Origin of the sequence: Nocardia sp. NPDC050412 (assembly GCF_044458825.1) — a bacterium.
Classification (GTDB): domain Bacteria; phylum Actinomycetota; class Actinomycetes; order Mycobacteriales; family Mycobacteriaceae; genus Nocardia.
In genome coordinates this window covers 87113-100056 of record NZ_JBITIJ010000016.1, presented here as the reverse complement: position 1 = coordinate 100056, position 12944 = coordinate 87113, and the positions used below count along the sequence as shown (strand labels likewise).

Here is a 12944-nt window from a genome sequence, read left to right as displayed (position 1 = left end):
TCGCGATGATGAACAAATCCCATCCCGTCGATTTCGACATCGTGCTCGTCGCCAACCGCGGCGAGATCGCGGTGCGGGTCATCCGCACCTTGCGCGCCATGGGCATTCGCTCGGTCGCGGTCTACAGCGACGCGGACGCGCAGGCCAGGCACGTGCGCGAGGCGGATATCGCAGTGCGCCTGGGTCCGGCTCCGGCCCGGGAAAGTTATCTCGATATCAAGAAGGTGGTCGCCGCGGCGGTGCGCACCGGCGCCAAGGCCGTGCATCCGGGCTACGGATTCCTTTCCGAGAATGCCGCCTTCGCGTCCGCGCTGGCCGAGGCGGGCATTGTGTTCCTCGGGCCGCCCGCCAAGGCGATCGAGATCATGGGCGACAAGATCGCGGCGAAGAACACCGTCGCCGCGTTCGATGTGCCCGTGGTCCCCGGTATCGCCCGTCCTGGCCTCAGCGATGCCGAATTGATCGACGCCGCAACCGATATCGGCTATCCGGTACTGGTCAAGCCATCCGCCGGTGGTGGCGGTAAGGGTATGCGACTGGTCGAGGAGCCGTCGGCATTGCCCGCCGCGCTGGCCAGCGCCCGACGCGAAGCAGCCGCGGCATTCGGTGACGACACCCTGTTCCTGGAGCGATTCGTCACCCGGCCACGCCATATCGAGGTGCAGATCCTTGCTGACCAATTCGGCCACGTGATCCACCTCGGTGAACGCGAATGCAGCCTGCAGCGGCGGCACCAGAAGGTCATCGAAGAGGCGCCGTCGCCACTGCTGGATGCCGCGACCAGGGCGCGCATCGGCGCGGCAGCCTGCAATACCGCACGCAGCGTCGACTATGTCGGTGCGGGCACGGTCGAATTCATCGTCTCCGCCGATCGGCCGGACGAGTTCTTCTTCATGGAGATGAATACCCGTCTGCAGGTGGAACATCCGGTCACCGAGCTGGTCACCGGGATCGATCTGGTGGAGTGCCAGGTACGCGTCGCGGCCGGGCAGAAGCTCGCGGTGGACCAGGATGAGCTGCGGCTGGTCGGACATGCGATCGAGGCGCGCGTTTATGCCGAGGATCCCGGTCGCGGCTTCCTACCCACCGGCGGCACGGTGCTCGACTTGTCCGAGCCCGAAGGCGCTGGTGTGCGGGTGGATTCGGGCCTACGCATCGGCACCGTCGTCGGCAGCGATTACGATCCGATGTTGTCGAAGGTCATCGTGCACGCCGCCGATCGCCATACCGCGCTCGCGAAACTCGATCGAGCACTGAGCGATACCGTTCTGCTCGGGGTCACCAGCAATATCGAGTTCCTGCGCTTCCTACTGGCCGACCAGGATGTGGCCGCGGGGAAGCTCGATACCGGTCTGCTGGATCGTCGTGTCGGCGACTTCCGGCCCGCCACCGTCGGGGACGAGGAGTTCATGGCTGGCGCCGCCTATCACTGGCTGCGGCGCTGGCCTGCGGCGGTGAGCGATCCGTGGGATATCCCGTCCGGGTGGCGCATCGGCACGCCCGCGCCGACCACCATCAGGCTCGCCAGCGGTGACCGCACCGAGCACGTCTACCTGACCGGCTCGCCCGACGCGGCCGACGTGCACCTCAACAGCGGCGAACCAGTTTCGCTCACTGCTGATTTCACCGACGGCAGGCTGGTCCTGACGCTGGACGGTGTGCGCCGGGATTACCGTGTCGCGGAGCACGACGGACAGCTCTGGGTGGCCGGCCCCTCCGGTGTCGCGGTATTGCGCGAGGTTGCCGAGGTGAATGTCCGCGGTGGCGCCGAACATGTCGGCGACGCCGAAATCCGCAGTCCCATGCCGGGTTCGGTGATCGCGGTACCGGTCGCCAACGGCGCCACCGTCGCCGTGGGGACCCCGGTCGTCGTGGTCGAGGCCATGAAGATGGAGCACACGCTCACCGCGCCGGTCGCGGGCACCGTTGAAGTCCTGGTCGAACCGGGGGTTCAGGTCCGCCTCGACCAGCCGCTGGTGCGCATCGCCGCGGCCTCCACCGAACCCGAACGCTGAGCGAGAAGGAATTTCCGCATGAGTGACTTTCTGTCCACCGGCACACTGCCCGAGGACTATCGCGACCTAGCACTGACGGTGCGCGATTTCGCCAAGTCGGTAGTCGCGCCCGTAGCCGCCGAACACGATGCGAACCATACGTTTCCGTACCAGGTCGTCGCGGGTATGGCCGATATGGGCCTGTTCGGCCTGCCGTTCCCTGAGGAGTACGGCGGTATGGGCGGCGACTATTTCGCGCTGTGCCTGGCGCTCGAGGAACTCGGCAAGGTCGATCAGAGTGTCGCGATCACGCTCGAGGCCGGTGTCTCGCTGGGCGCCATGCCTATCTATCGCTTCGGCAACGATAAGCAGAAGCAGGAATGGCTGCCGCAGCTGACGAGTGGCCGTAATCTGGCCGCCTTCGGACTCACCGAACCCGGTGCAGGCAGCGATGCGGGTGGCACCAGGACCACCGCGGTCGCCGATAGCGGCGAATGGGTCATCAATGGCAGCAAGCAGTTCATCACCAACTCCGGCACCGATATCACCAAACTGGTGACGGTGACCGCGGTGACCGGACAGTCGGGCGGCAAGAAGGAGATCTCGACCATCCTCGTGCCCACCGACACCCCCGGCTTCGTGGCTGAACCGGCCTACAACAAGGTCGGCTGGAATGCCTCGGATACGCATCCGTTGAGCTTCACCGACGTGCGGGTGCCGGAGGAGAATCTGCTCGGCGAGCGCGGTCGCGGCTACGCCAACTTCCTGCGCATTCTCGACGAGGGCCGCATTGCCATCGCGGCGCTGTCGGTCGGCGCGGCCCAGGGCTGCGTGGACGAGAGCGTGCGCTATGCCAAGGAGCGCGAGTCCTTCGGTCAGGCCATCGGCCGCAACCAGGCCATCGCCTTCAAAATCGCCCGCATGGAGGCGCGCGCCCACGCCGCGCGCACCGCCTATTACGACGCCGCCGCACTCATGCTGGCGGGTAAACCGTTCAAGAAGGAAGCCTCCATCGCGAAGCTGGTGGCCAGCGAGGCGGCAATGGACAACGCCCGCGATGCCACCCAGATCTTCGGCGGCTACGGCTTCATGAACGAATACGCTGTGGCCAGGCACTATCGCGACAGCAAGATCCTGGAGATCGGCGAGGGCACAACGGAGGTACAGCTGATGCTGATCGGACGGGAGCTGGGCCTGTGACGGAGACGGACGCCCCACGCCGGGTGGTGCAGCGCGGCCTGTGGTTCGAGGAGTTCGAGATCGGTGTGGTGTACGAGCATCGACCGGGCCGGACCATCACCGAGGCCGATAACGTTCTGTTCACCACGCTGACCATGAACACCCAGGCACTACACCTGGACGCGGCCTTCAGCGCTCAGCTGCCGCCGTTCCACCAGCGCCTGGTGAATTCGATGTTCACCCTCTCCACCCTGATCGGCCTCTCGGTCGCGCAGCTGACCCAGGGCACGATCGTCGCCAATCTGGGCTTCTCCGAAGTCGCCTTCCCGAAGCCGCTGTTCCACGGCGACACCATGTATGCCGAGACGGTGGTCACCGATAAGCGCGAATCCAAGAGCCGTCCGGGCGAGGGCATCCTCACCTTCGCGCACACCGCTCGCAACCAGCATGGCGATATCGTGGCGACTGCGGTACGCAAGACATTGGTGCGCAAGGAGCCCGCATGAGTTGGCAAATCCCCGGACCGGCCTGGCTGTTCTGCCCGGCCGACCGCCCCGAACGCTACGAAAAGGCCGCCGCGGCGGCCGATGTGGTGATCCTCGATCTCGAGGACGGGGTCGCGGCCGGGGATAAAGCCGCCGCGCGCAAGGCACTCGTCGGGACCGAGCTGGACCCCGAGACCACCGTGGTGCGGATCAATGCCGTCGGCACCGATGAACACGAATCGGATCTCGCGGCATTGGCGCGGACCCAGTATCGACGGATCATGCTGCCGAAAGCCGAATCCGCCGAACAACTCGACTCACTCTCCGACTACGAGGTGATCGCGCTGGTCGAATCGCCGCTCGGCGCCATGGCTGTCGGACAAGCGGTATCGGCGCGCAATGCGATCGGGGCCATGTGGGGTGCGGAGGATCTGGTCGCCGGGCTCGGCGGCAACTCCAGTCGGCATGCCGATGACAGTTATCGCGATGTGGCACGCCATGTTCGGTCGACGACGCTGCTCGCGGCCAAGGCGTACGGCAAGTTCGCGCTGGACTCGGTGTATCTGAACATCCGCGATCTCGACGGGCTGCGCGCCGAAGCGGTGGACGCGGTCGCGAGCGGCTTCGACGCCAAGGTGGCGATCCATCCGAGCCAGGTGCCGGTCATCCGGGCGGCCTACGCCCCGTCCGATGACGAAATCGACTGGGCTCGAAGGGTACTCGACGAAGTCCCGAACCATCGGGGCGTTTTCGCATTCGAGGGCCGTATGGTCGATGCCCCGGTGCTGCGCCATGCCGAGCAGATCGTGCGGCGCGCGAACCACACCTGATTTTTCGAAACTCAGCCAGGAGGTAATGCGGTGCAACCACAATGGATGCCGACCGAATCTGATATCGCGGAGGCGAGCATCACCGACTTCGCCGGGTTCGTGGCTGCCCGCACCGGACATTCCGCGCCGGATTACCGGTCGCTGTGGCAGTGGTCGGTCGACGATCTGCCCGGCTTCTGGGGTGCACTGTGGGATTACTTCGAGCTCGGTCCGATCGCGGGCGAGGTGCTGGAAAGCACCGAAATGCCTGGCGCGCAGTGGTTTCCGGGCACTCGGCTGAATTATGTCGATCAGGTCGTACGACAATTTCGCACCGATCGGCCCGCCATCATCGCAGTGACCGAGGATGCTCCGGCGCGGGAGGTGTCCTGGAGCGAATTAATCGACAGCACAGCCGCATTCGCGCGCACACTGCGCTCGCTCGGCGTGCGGCCGGGTGATCGGGTGGCCGGATACCTACCGAATATTCCGGAGGCGGTGATCGCCTTTCTGGCCACCGCGAGCATCGGTGCGGTGTGGAGCGCCTGCGGTCAGGACTATTCGCCCAAGGCGGCGCTGGACCGGCTCGGCCAGCTCGAACCAACCGTGCTGATCACCGCCGACGGCTACCGGTTCGGCGGTAAAACGCATGACAAGCGCGACGATATCGCGGCCTTGCGGGCGGGACTCGACACCGTGCAGACCACGGTCGCCGTCTCCCAGCTGGGCCTGCCGGTTCCGGACGCACTGGCCTGGACCGAGGCGGCCGCCAATACCGAGGCCGTTGTCATCGAAACCGAGACGGTCGATTTCGACCATCCGCTGTGGATCGTGTTTTCCTCCGGCACCACCGGACTGCCCAAGGGCATCGTGCACGGGCATGGTGGAGTCGTACTGGAGCATCTCAAAGCCGTTGCGCTGCAAGCGGATATCGGACCCAACGACACTTTCTTCTGGTACACCAGCCCGAGCTGGATGATGTGGAACTTCCAGGTCGCCGGACTGCTGGTCGGTGCGACCATTGTCTGCTACGACGGCAGCCCCACCTATCCGACCCCGGATGCACTGTGGCACATCGCATCCCAGGTCGGCGCGACCGTACTCGGCACCAGTCCGGGCTACGTGCTCGCCTGCATCAAGGCGGGTTCGGTGCCGCGCACCGACCACGACCTCACCGCGCTGCGGCAGGTCGGCATCACCGGTTCGTCACTGCCACCCGCATCGGCGATGTGGTTGAGCGACAATGTCGGTGACCACGTGCAGGTTGCCTCGATCAGCGGCGGCACCGATGTGGTCTCCGCCTTCATCGGCGGCGCGCGGACCGTACCGACCTGGCCGGGCGAGCTTTCCGCGCCCTACCTGGGTGTCGCGCTGGAGGCCTTCGACGCCGACGGCAAGTCGGTTCGTGACGAGGTCGGCGAACTCGTCATCACCAAGCCGATGCCGTCTATGCCGGTACGCTTCTGGAACGATCCGGACGGAATCCGTTACCACGACGCGTATTTCGACATGTTCCCCGGCATCTGGCGACACGGCGACTGGATCACCATCACCGAACGGGGCAGCATCGTGGTGCACGGCCGCTCCGATTCCACCCTCAACCGCCACGGCATCCGCATGGGTAGCGCCGATATCTACCAATCCGTCGAGCGCCTCCCCGAAATCACCGAGGCCCTCGTCATCGGCGCCGAACAACCCGACGGCGGCTACTGGATGCCCCTATTCGTCACCCTCACCCCGGGCACCGCCCTCACCGAAGACCTGAAAACCCGCATCAACACCACCATCCGCACCGAGGTCTCCCCCCGCCACGTCCCGGACGAAATCATCGTCGCCCCCGGCATTCCGCACACCCGCACCGGCAAGAAACTCGAGGTCCCCATCAAAAAGCTCTTCCAAGGCGCGGACCCGACGCGCGTCGTTGAACGCAGCGCGGTCGACAATCCGGACCTGCTCGACTGGTACGCCGCCGTCCGCCCGGCCCGGAACTGAACCGGCAAACTGACCGTGGCTGCGCTGTCGAATATCCGACCCGGATACGGCTGGGGAGAGGGCTATCCAGACCGGGTTTCGATAGCCTTCCGAATGAGTGTCCGCGCCGCTTCACCCGTTGCGGATTGCCTAGCGAGAATATCGAACGCCCGACCATAGAGGGAAATCTCCCGTGGCTGGGTAATGGTGATGCCTGCCGTATGGCCTTCAACCTTCACCATTCGGTTGTCGAACATAAAGAAGTTATCCACCACAACCAAGCCTTCGGCAGTGTTTGGAACAATTCCCAGAGTCACTCGAGGCATACCGATTACCGAATATAAACGGTCGAGCTGGCCAATCATCACCTGATCGTTCCCGAAGGTGGTATATAGCGACTGTTCAGCCATCAGTATATGGAATCGTTTACCCTTTTGATAAAGGACACGTTGCCGCTCCATTCGCTTTGAAACGGCTTCGTCCAAATCGTCGGGAATCTGATAGAACGCTATGACGTTTCTCATGATCGCTGTTGCGTAATCGGCCGTTTGGAGTAGGCCCGACACTACGGCTGACTCCCAGTTCCGAATGAACGTAGCTTGTGATTCGACCTTCATCGTCTGCTGCTGCCGACGCTTCATGCCTGTACCGAGCAGTTGACGCCACTCACCATATGCACTGTCGATGTTATGCAGCGTGGCCAGGAGGTCTTCGAGCTGATCACTGGCGTCACAGTGACGGCAGTAAGCGCGGACGACGATATCTGACACATGCAGTCGCGCGTACTCGTACTTGCTGACCTTCGACTCGTGCCAGCCCTCGAGGCGGGCGAGCTCCCGGCCGGACATTCCGGCGCGTCGCCGAATTTCCCGTAGACGTTTACCGAGAGCTTCCCGCGCTTCCTGAACTGAGCTGGTCACTGGATAGAAATCACCCGCGCATACTCGTCGTACGGCGTCGCCGAATTCCAGAGTCGATCCCGGACACCCCGACAGTACGAGACAATCGCCGGATCGTCGGTTACCGCCGACCCGCCAACCGCGCGGCCGTCCATATCGGAAAGGTTGAATGCCACAGTTTGGTAGTCGACCAACCACCAATCATCTTTTGGCACTTCCCCGGCAAGATGACGGGGAAGATAACGAATCTCCTCGCCAGCTTCCACGTTGAACGCTGCCATCGTGAGCGACCAGCGCTGGTAGTCGCTGTGCGGAACAGTGACTACGCGAACCCGTTTGAACGATACCCCGCGTGTCACAAGTTCCTGAACGAAATTAGACCAGCCCTCGTACCATTTCCGATAATCGAATGGCTCATTGGTCAAGAACTTTTGGAAAGGCTCGTCTTCCGATGGCACTCCGTACGAGTCCCGGACCTCCAAATGGAATGCTTCGTGTCTGGATTCCGTCAGAATTTCACGAGTCGGCCGGAATTCCAAAATAGATCCTTTCTGCCTTCGGAACCTCGATAGCTGTTTCGTAGTCTTCCATGGTCATCTGATCCAGCGTCTCCTGGTCGGTGACCAGTCGGCCGGACAGAGTGAAGGTGCCGCGTCCGGTATCCCTCATCGGTGCCCCGATGTATGTGCGAGGTTCAGCGAACCCGACCAAAAGGTGCGGGATCTCCACAGTTTCCGCCTGATCGGTCCGCCATCCGAGGACGACGTACGAGCCTTCGTCGGTGGCGAACAGCGTCGGACAGCCGTCATGATTCGATCCACCCTTGCCGAGGTAACGCAAGCGCATGGCCGCAACTCCTGTCTATAAGTGTGCTGCTCTTTGCAGCACATTCGACCATGTTCCCTTCTCCCATGACAGCATGCACCCAAATCGCACAGACATTGGCAAGTATTGGCACAATTCTGGTGTCCGCCGGTCAGTCGTTCGTAGCGTCGGAGTCGGCCCCGTGACATGTGACGCCAGCCGGTCACGGGGTGCCTACCAAGGATGCGGCCGAGCGGAGGAGAGCACCCGTGTTGAACAAACGACGGTCACAGCCTGATTGTGTTCTGCCGCAGCGAAACCCGTTCGTCGGCCTACCACGGCCCGAGCGTCAAGGCTGGTGGCAACCGCCTTCCGCCGAAGTGATCGAACTGTTCGTCGTTGCGGTCAATCAGTGGAGTTACCAGACCGACCCTGATGAATCGTCCCGGTGCCGGGGTTCGGAGTCCCCGGCACCGGGCGCACCAACAGGGAGGCGTGATGCGTCGAGTTGAGTTGCGGACCGCGCAAACCGAGGACGGTCACAAGGTCGCGGTGTGGCAGTTGGTAGCGCGTATGCCGCGTGTCCTGCGTGTGCAGTTTCCTACTGAGCATTTCACCGCTTACCGAGTGCCGTCTAAGACACCGCTCTACGGAGCGCAACCCGGAACGATCATGTTCGACGGGTATCCGGATTTGGCCGATGCCCGGGAGATGCTTCCAGAGCACGAAGACCTGTGGAACATCCTGCGCGATGACTACTGGGCCGTGCTGCTCAGTACAAGGGATCTTCCAAATCCATTGGGGGCGTGAAAATGCCGTCCGATCTCGTTCCGTCTCGTTCACGGGAGATAGCTCCTTCGGTACGGGCGTTGCTCGCGCAGTTCCATGAAGAGACTATTCAGAAGCTCGCCATTGCTCCGATCGATAGCGACCCGATCTACCAGGCTGCGGACGGCTCGCTGAGCGGGGTTGAGGACGGCTGGATATCGGACCCGGACACCGACCTAGACAAAGCCGATGCAATCACGATCCAGCCGACCAGCGTTATCGATAGAGAAGTTGGCGCGATAGGGGAAAGTCCTTGCAGTACAACATTTCTCGACTAAGCGTCATCGCCGCATTGCTCGGTGCGACGCTGATTTCCGGCGACGTCGCGAGCGCCGATCCGAGCCAACCATGGGTCACAGAGGCGAAGAAGACCATATGTGACAACGGCTTCAGCCCTTGGACCACACCGACGGTTTTGCCGCCCAAGATCGAAGGCTACGGCTGGGCAAAATGCGATCTCCCTGCCGATGGCGATCCTGGTCTTACGCATAACTACTACCTGAGCTTGCAGCGCCGCAATTCGTCTGGTGGCTGGGATTCCGTGGGTGAGCACATCCGAACCAGCCTTGTACCGTGGACCCGCCAGACCTACACGGCCAGCGCGCCTTGTTCGGCCGGATACTGGCGGATCGTCTCGTCGGCGAGCGGTACCATCCAGGGCAAACAATTCGGGCCAATCGAAACCGTCTCCGATTCACGGGTCGTCACAGCGGCCGAATGCGGATAGAAGGGGATGACATGGATCTGCCGAATGGACGCCGTTACGCCGAGTACATCGGCCCAGTCAGCACGCGCGAGCGGGTAGCCGGTTTGGTGCGTGCGCTGTCGCTGGAATTGCCGCGTCGGCGGAAGCTACATCCGCAGGACGCGGGCGGCGGGTACCAAGGCGTTCGCCGAGAGTTCGGCCGCTGGGTCGTGCGACCGATGACCGGCCCGGGTTCTCGCCGTTGGGTCAGCAAGCCGCACTACGCCACCCGCGCTATTCCCGGGAACGACCGCGAAGCGGCAACCGACTGGATGCTCGCGACTCTCGGACTCTGACAAGTCCGACATAGACCACAGCCCCCGGTTGCTTTCGAGCAATCAGGGGCATTGTCGTTCAGCGCTGCCTTAAAAGCTACGGACAGCAACCGCATCGCCTACCTCCATGACGGTCTCCCCGTATTAGCCCGTCGTCCTACTGCCGAGAACTGAACCGGCGGACGATCGCAACGCCCGGTCGTGGACGCGTTGTCGCAAACCTAGCGGCCGAAGAGGATGACCCGCATGAGGTGCGCAACTCGCTGCTGCGAGCACAGCGGGTTTTCCGGTCCGAGCCACTGCCCGAGGTCGACCACCAGTGCCAGTGCGGCGTGCACCAGCACACGCGCCTCGGCCGCGGATAGCTCCGGCCGGACTCCGATGAGCAGCTTGGCCCACTCTTCTACGTTGAGCCGCTGGATATTTCGCAGTACGGTGCGAACCTCCGGCGGCACATTGCTGATCTCCGCGTAGTACACGAAGGTCAGCTCGCGCTCGGCGAACGAGCCCTGCACGTACAGCTCGATCAGAGTGCTCAGTGCCTGTTCCGGGGTATCCGATGCGGCGATGGCAGGTCCGATGGCCGCCGAAACCCGGTCCGCCGCACGGCGAAACGCGGCTGCGAGTAGGTCGCCCTTGCTGCGGTAGAAGCGGTACACCGCTGACGAGGCGGGCATGCCCGCGGCATTGGCGATATCCTCCACGCTCACATTGGGATACCCGTGCTCATGAAAGAGCTCGATGGCCCGCACCAACAACAGCTCGTGTTTGAAGGTGAACGGAACCTCCTTCACGCCAAGGGATTCGGTGTCGTCGCCGGGTGTGGGCAGATCACAGGCGGTCACCGCATGACAGGCCGAGCGCAGCAGTGCCGCCAGCGCGCGCACCGGCACTGCGACATGGTGATCGGAGATGCTGCCGATCACGCTCATCGCGGCGGCCGAGAGCACCGCCCGATCCCCGTCGGGCAGTTCGGGTCGGGTCTCGGCCAGCAGTTCGCGGGCCACTGCATCGGTGGTGATCAGGTGATCGATGAGGGTCTGGCGATCGGGATCCTCCAGATACCGGTTCTGCCAGCGCAGCAGTGCGGCGCTGCGGCGATTCGCGATGGAGGCCGTGATCAGGGCATCGAGGATGTGGTCGAGGCGTTCGGCGGCCGGCCGGTCACGCAGTTGTTCGGGCAGGCGCACGGCCTCGGTGCTCAGCCCGGCCAGCCGCAGCGCCTCCTCGCGGAACAGGGCGTATTTGCTCGGATAGTGCCGATACAGTGCGGTAGAGCTGATATCGAGGCGCGAGGCTATATCCTCCATGCTCACGCCGTGGTAGCCGAATGCGCCGAAGGCCTCGGCAGAGGCGGCGGCGATCTGCGCCCGTCGGTTGCGCGGGCGGCGGCGCACCTCCCGCGATTGCGCGGCGCGGCCTGCGGTCGCGTCCTCCGGCGCGCGACGATCCTCGGCATCCATCCCGCGATGTTAGCCCAACCGGACGCTTGCTCGGCGTCTCTTCCCAGTGCTGAAATCGTATTGAATAGAGGATCACAAAAATATGCTCTTACATGGTGTCACTCCGCGAAACATGTGTAGAATACTCACTAACATACTCGGCAAAAGCGGCGGGCAGCATATCGAGCTGACGCGGGGCGCGGACTACGAGCGGGCCGGGCGGCCGAACAGAACCATCTGCATGAGCAATCGAACCCGGGCCGGGGAAGCGATCGGTTCGGCACTGAAGTTGCGCCCCAAATCGACCACCAACGCGAAGGCGGCGTGGATCAGGAAGCGAGCCTCGGCGGGTGAAAGCTCCGGTCGGACATCACGCAGCAGCCGCGCCCACTCTTCGACGCTGAGCCGCTGGATATTCCGCAGCACCGTGCGCTCATCGCTCGGAACATGCTGGAACTCTGTGTAATACACGAAGGTCAACGCGCGCTCGGAGAACGAGCCCTCGATGTACTGTTCGATCAATGTGGTCAGTGCCTCTTCGGCGTCGCCCGCCGCCGCTACCGCCGGGCCGATCGCACCGGAAACCCGGTCGGCGGCGCGTCGGAACGCGGCCGCGAGCAGATCACTCTTGCCGCGATAGAACCGATACACCGCCGAAGCGGCGGAAAGTCCTGCGGCAGTGGCGATTTCCTCGACGCTGACATTCGGGTAGCCGCGATCATGGAAAAGTTCGACGGCCTTGCGCAGCAACAGCTCATGTTTGAACGAATCCGGAATCTCCGCTGCCACCGGCAGTTCGGCATCGGCTTCCAGCGCTGGCAGCTCGGCGGGCACAATCGACCAGCAGGCCGAATTCAGCAGTCGGGCAAGGGATTTAGCGGGCAGACTGGCATGGTGATCGGCGATGCTGGTGATCACGCTGAGCAGGGCGGCGCGCAGCACCCGCAGCTCGTCCTCGGCGAGCTCCGGTCGCAATGCGGCCAATTGCACACCGATCGCGCCGACGACGGCGAGCTGCTGGTCGGTGAGGACCGTCAGATCCTCCGGCTCGAGATAGCGACCCTCCCACCGCACCAGGGTGACCGTCGGCCGATTCTCGATCGTGACCGCGATCAGGGCGTCGAGGACCTGACGCAGCCGTCGCTCCGACGTCCAGCGTTCACCCACCCCGCCGACTCCGTCGGCTGCCATCCCCCGGCCCGCCGCCTCCGGCAGCTCGACCGACTCCGTCATGGCCCGGCCCACCCGCAGTAACTCCTCCCGGAACAGCGCGTACTTGCTCGGATAGTGCCGATACAGCGCCGCCGAACTGATCCCGAGCCCGGACGCGATGTCCTCCATGCTCACACCGTGATAGCCCAGCGCGCCGAACGCGGCCGCCGACGCCGCCGCGATCTGGGCCCGCCGATTCTTCGGCCTACGCCGAATCTCCCGCGGTGCCGAGTCGCCGCTGACCGCCTTGCGCGCCGTACGGCGATTGTCGACACTCATGCCGCCATGGTATCGACAACCT

General features: G+C 63.7%; 14 protein-coding genes. 9 read left to right on the top strand and 5 right to left on the bottom strand.

What is annotated here, in order from left to right; translation table 11 throughout:
• Positions 1-5: 5 nt before the first annotated feature.
• Genes ACIBI6_RS33865 through ACIBI6_RS33845 form a run of 5 tightly spaced genes read left to right on the top strand, consistent with a single transcriptional unit; the run spans position 6 to position 6459 of the window.
• Positions 6-2015 carry an acetyl/propionyl/methylcrotonyl-CoA carboxylase subunit alpha gene (locus ACIBI6_RS33865; RefSeq protein ID WP_396958927.1) on the top strand — a complete coding sequence of 670 codons (2010 nt, stop codon included), beginning with the start codon at positions 6-8 and terminating at the stop codon, positions 2013-2015.
• Positions 2016-2033: 18 nt separating this feature from the next.
• Positions 2034-3194: an acyl-CoA dehydrogenase family protein gene (locus ACIBI6_RS33860; protein WP_364340816.1), complete on the top strand. Its 1161-nt coding sequence runs from the start codon at positions 2034-2036 to the stop codon at positions 3192-3194.
• Entirely contained in the window at positions 3191-3679 is a 489-nt protein-coding gene (locus tag ACIBI6_RS33855) for a MaoC family dehydratase (RefSeq protein ID WP_396958925.1), read from the top strand. Before ACIBI6_RS33860 ends, ACIBI6_RS33855 begins: the two co-directional genes overlap by 4 nt.
• Positions 3676-4488, top strand: a complete 813-nt coding sequence (locus ACIBI6_RS33850; protein WP_396958923.1) for an HpcH/HpaI aldolase/citrate lyase family protein — start codon at positions 3676-3678, stop codon at positions 4486-4488. The genes ACIBI6_RS33855 and ACIBI6_RS33850 overlap by 4 nt, the downstream gene beginning before the upstream one ends.
• 45 nt (positions 4489-4533) lie before the next feature.
• Positions 4534-6459, top strand: a complete 1926-nt coding sequence (locus ACIBI6_RS33845; protein WP_396958921.1) for an acetoacetate--CoA ligase — start codon at positions 4534-4536, stop codon at positions 6457-6459.
• 62 nt (positions 6460-6521) lie between these two features.
• Here the strand turns inward: ACIBI6_RS33845 and ACIBI6_RS33840 are convergent, their stop codons facing one another.
• Genes ACIBI6_RS33840 through ACIBI6_RS33830 form a run of 3 tightly spaced genes read right to left on the bottom strand, consistent with a single transcriptional unit; the run spans position 6522 to position 8183 of the window.
• Positions 6522-7358 carry a helix-turn-helix transcriptional regulator gene (locus ACIBI6_RS33840; RefSeq protein ID WP_364340808.1) on the bottom strand — a complete coding sequence of 279 codons (837 nt, stop codon included), beginning with the start codon at positions 7356-7358 and terminating at the stop codon, positions 6522-6524.
• Positions 7355-7876, bottom strand: coding sequence for a DUF6879 family protein (locus ACIBI6_RS33835; RefSeq protein WP_364340806.1), 522 nt, complete (start codon positions 7874-7876; stop codon positions 7355-7357). The genes ACIBI6_RS33840 and ACIBI6_RS33835 overlap by 4 nt, the downstream gene beginning before the upstream one ends.
• The gene (locus tag ACIBI6_RS33830; protein ID WP_364340804.1) at positions 7854-8183 is read right to left on the bottom strand and encodes a hypothetical protein; all 330 of its coding nucleotides are present in this window, start codon (positions 8181-8183) and stop codon (positions 7854-7856) included. Before ACIBI6_RS33830 ends, ACIBI6_RS33835 begins: the two co-directional genes overlap by 23 nt.
• 456 nt (positions 8184-8639) lie before the next feature.
• On the opposite strand from ACIBI6_RS33830, the gene ACIBI6_RS33825 reads away from it, so the two are divergent.
• The 4 genes from ACIBI6_RS33825 to ACIBI6_RS33810 are packed head-to-tail and all read left to right on the top strand — an operon-like array spanning position 8640 to position 10010.
• Positions 8640-8951, top strand: a complete 312-nt coding sequence (locus ACIBI6_RS33825; protein ID WP_364340802.1) for a hypothetical protein — start codon at positions 8640-8642, stop codon at positions 8949-8951.
• Positions 8948-9247 carry a hypothetical protein gene (locus ACIBI6_RS33820; protein WP_396958917.1) on the top strand — a complete coding sequence of 100 codons (300 nt, stop codon included), beginning with the start codon at positions 8948-8950 and terminating at the stop codon, positions 9245-9247. Before ACIBI6_RS33825 ends, ACIBI6_RS33820 begins: the two co-directional genes overlap by 4 nt.
• On the top strand, positions 9223-9696 hold the full coding sequence (locus ACIBI6_RS33815; RefSeq protein ID WP_396958916.1) for a hypothetical protein: 474 nt from the start codon (positions 9223-9225) through the stop codon (positions 9694-9696). The genes ACIBI6_RS33820 and ACIBI6_RS33815 overlap by 25 nt, the downstream gene beginning before the upstream one ends.
• Before the next feature lie 11 nt (positions 9697-9707).
• The gene (locus ACIBI6_RS33810) at positions 9708-10010 is read left to right on the top strand and encodes a hypothetical protein (protein WP_364340796.1); all 303 of its coding nucleotides are present in this window, start codon (positions 9708-9710) and stop codon (positions 10008-10010) included.
• 200 nt (positions 10011-10210) lie between these two features.
• Here the strand turns inward: ACIBI6_RS33810 and ACIBI6_RS33805 are convergent, their stop codons facing one another.
• Both ACIBI6_RS33805 and ACIBI6_RS33800 read right to left on the bottom strand, forming a co-directional pair.
• Positions 10211-11452: a TetR/AcrR family transcriptional regulator gene (locus ACIBI6_RS33805; RefSeq protein ID WP_396958915.1), complete on the bottom strand. Its 1242-nt coding sequence runs from the start codon at positions 11450-11452 to the stop codon at positions 10211-10213.
• Positions 11453-11635: 183 nt separating this feature from the next.
• Positions 11636-12922, bottom strand: coding sequence for a TetR/AcrR family transcriptional regulator (locus ACIBI6_RS33800; RefSeq protein WP_396958914.1), 1287 nt, complete (start codon positions 12920-12922; stop codon positions 11636-11638).
• Between the last annotated feature and the right edge of the window lie 22 nt (positions 12923-12944).

Excerpts from the sequence above, each read along its gene's own strand:
- ACIBI6_RS33810 (WP_364340796.1), top strand. The coding sequence starts at position 9,708 with ATGGATCTGCCGAATGGACGCCGTTACGCCGAGTACATCGGCCCAGTC.
- ACIBI6_RS33800 (WP_396958914.1), bottom strand. The coding sequence starts at position 12,922 with ATGAGTGTCGACAATCGCCGTACGGCGCGCAAGGCGGTCAGCGGCGAC.
- ACIBI6_RS33860 (WP_364340816.1), top strand. The coding sequence starts at position 2,034 with ATGAGTGACTTTCTGTCCACCGGCACACTGCCCGAGGACTATCGCGAC.
- ACIBI6_RS33845 (WP_396958921.1), top strand. The coding sequence starts at position 4,534 with ATGCCGACCGAATCTGATATCGCGGAGGCGAGCATCACCGACTTCGCC.
- ACIBI6_RS33825 (WP_364340802.1), top strand. The coding sequence starts at position 8,640 with ATGCGTCGAGTTGAGTTGCGGACCGCGCAAACCGAGGACGGTCACAAG.
- ACIBI6_RS33805 (WP_396958915.1), bottom strand. The coding sequence starts at position 11,452 with ATGGATGCCGAGGATCGTCGCGCGCCGGAGGACGCGACCGCAGGCCGC.
- ACIBI6_RS33830 (WP_364340804.1), bottom strand. The coding sequence starts at position 8,183 with ATGCGCTTGCGTTACCTCGGCAAGGGTGGATCGAATCATGACGGCTGT.
- ACIBI6_RS33865 (WP_396958927.1), top strand. The coding sequence starts at position 6 with ATGATGAACAAATCCCATCCCGTCGATTTCGACATCGTGCTCGTCGCC.
- ACIBI6_RS33850 (WP_396958923.1), top strand. The coding sequence starts at position 3,676 with ATGAGTTGGCAAATCCCCGGACCGGCCTGGCTGTTCTGCCCGGCCGAC.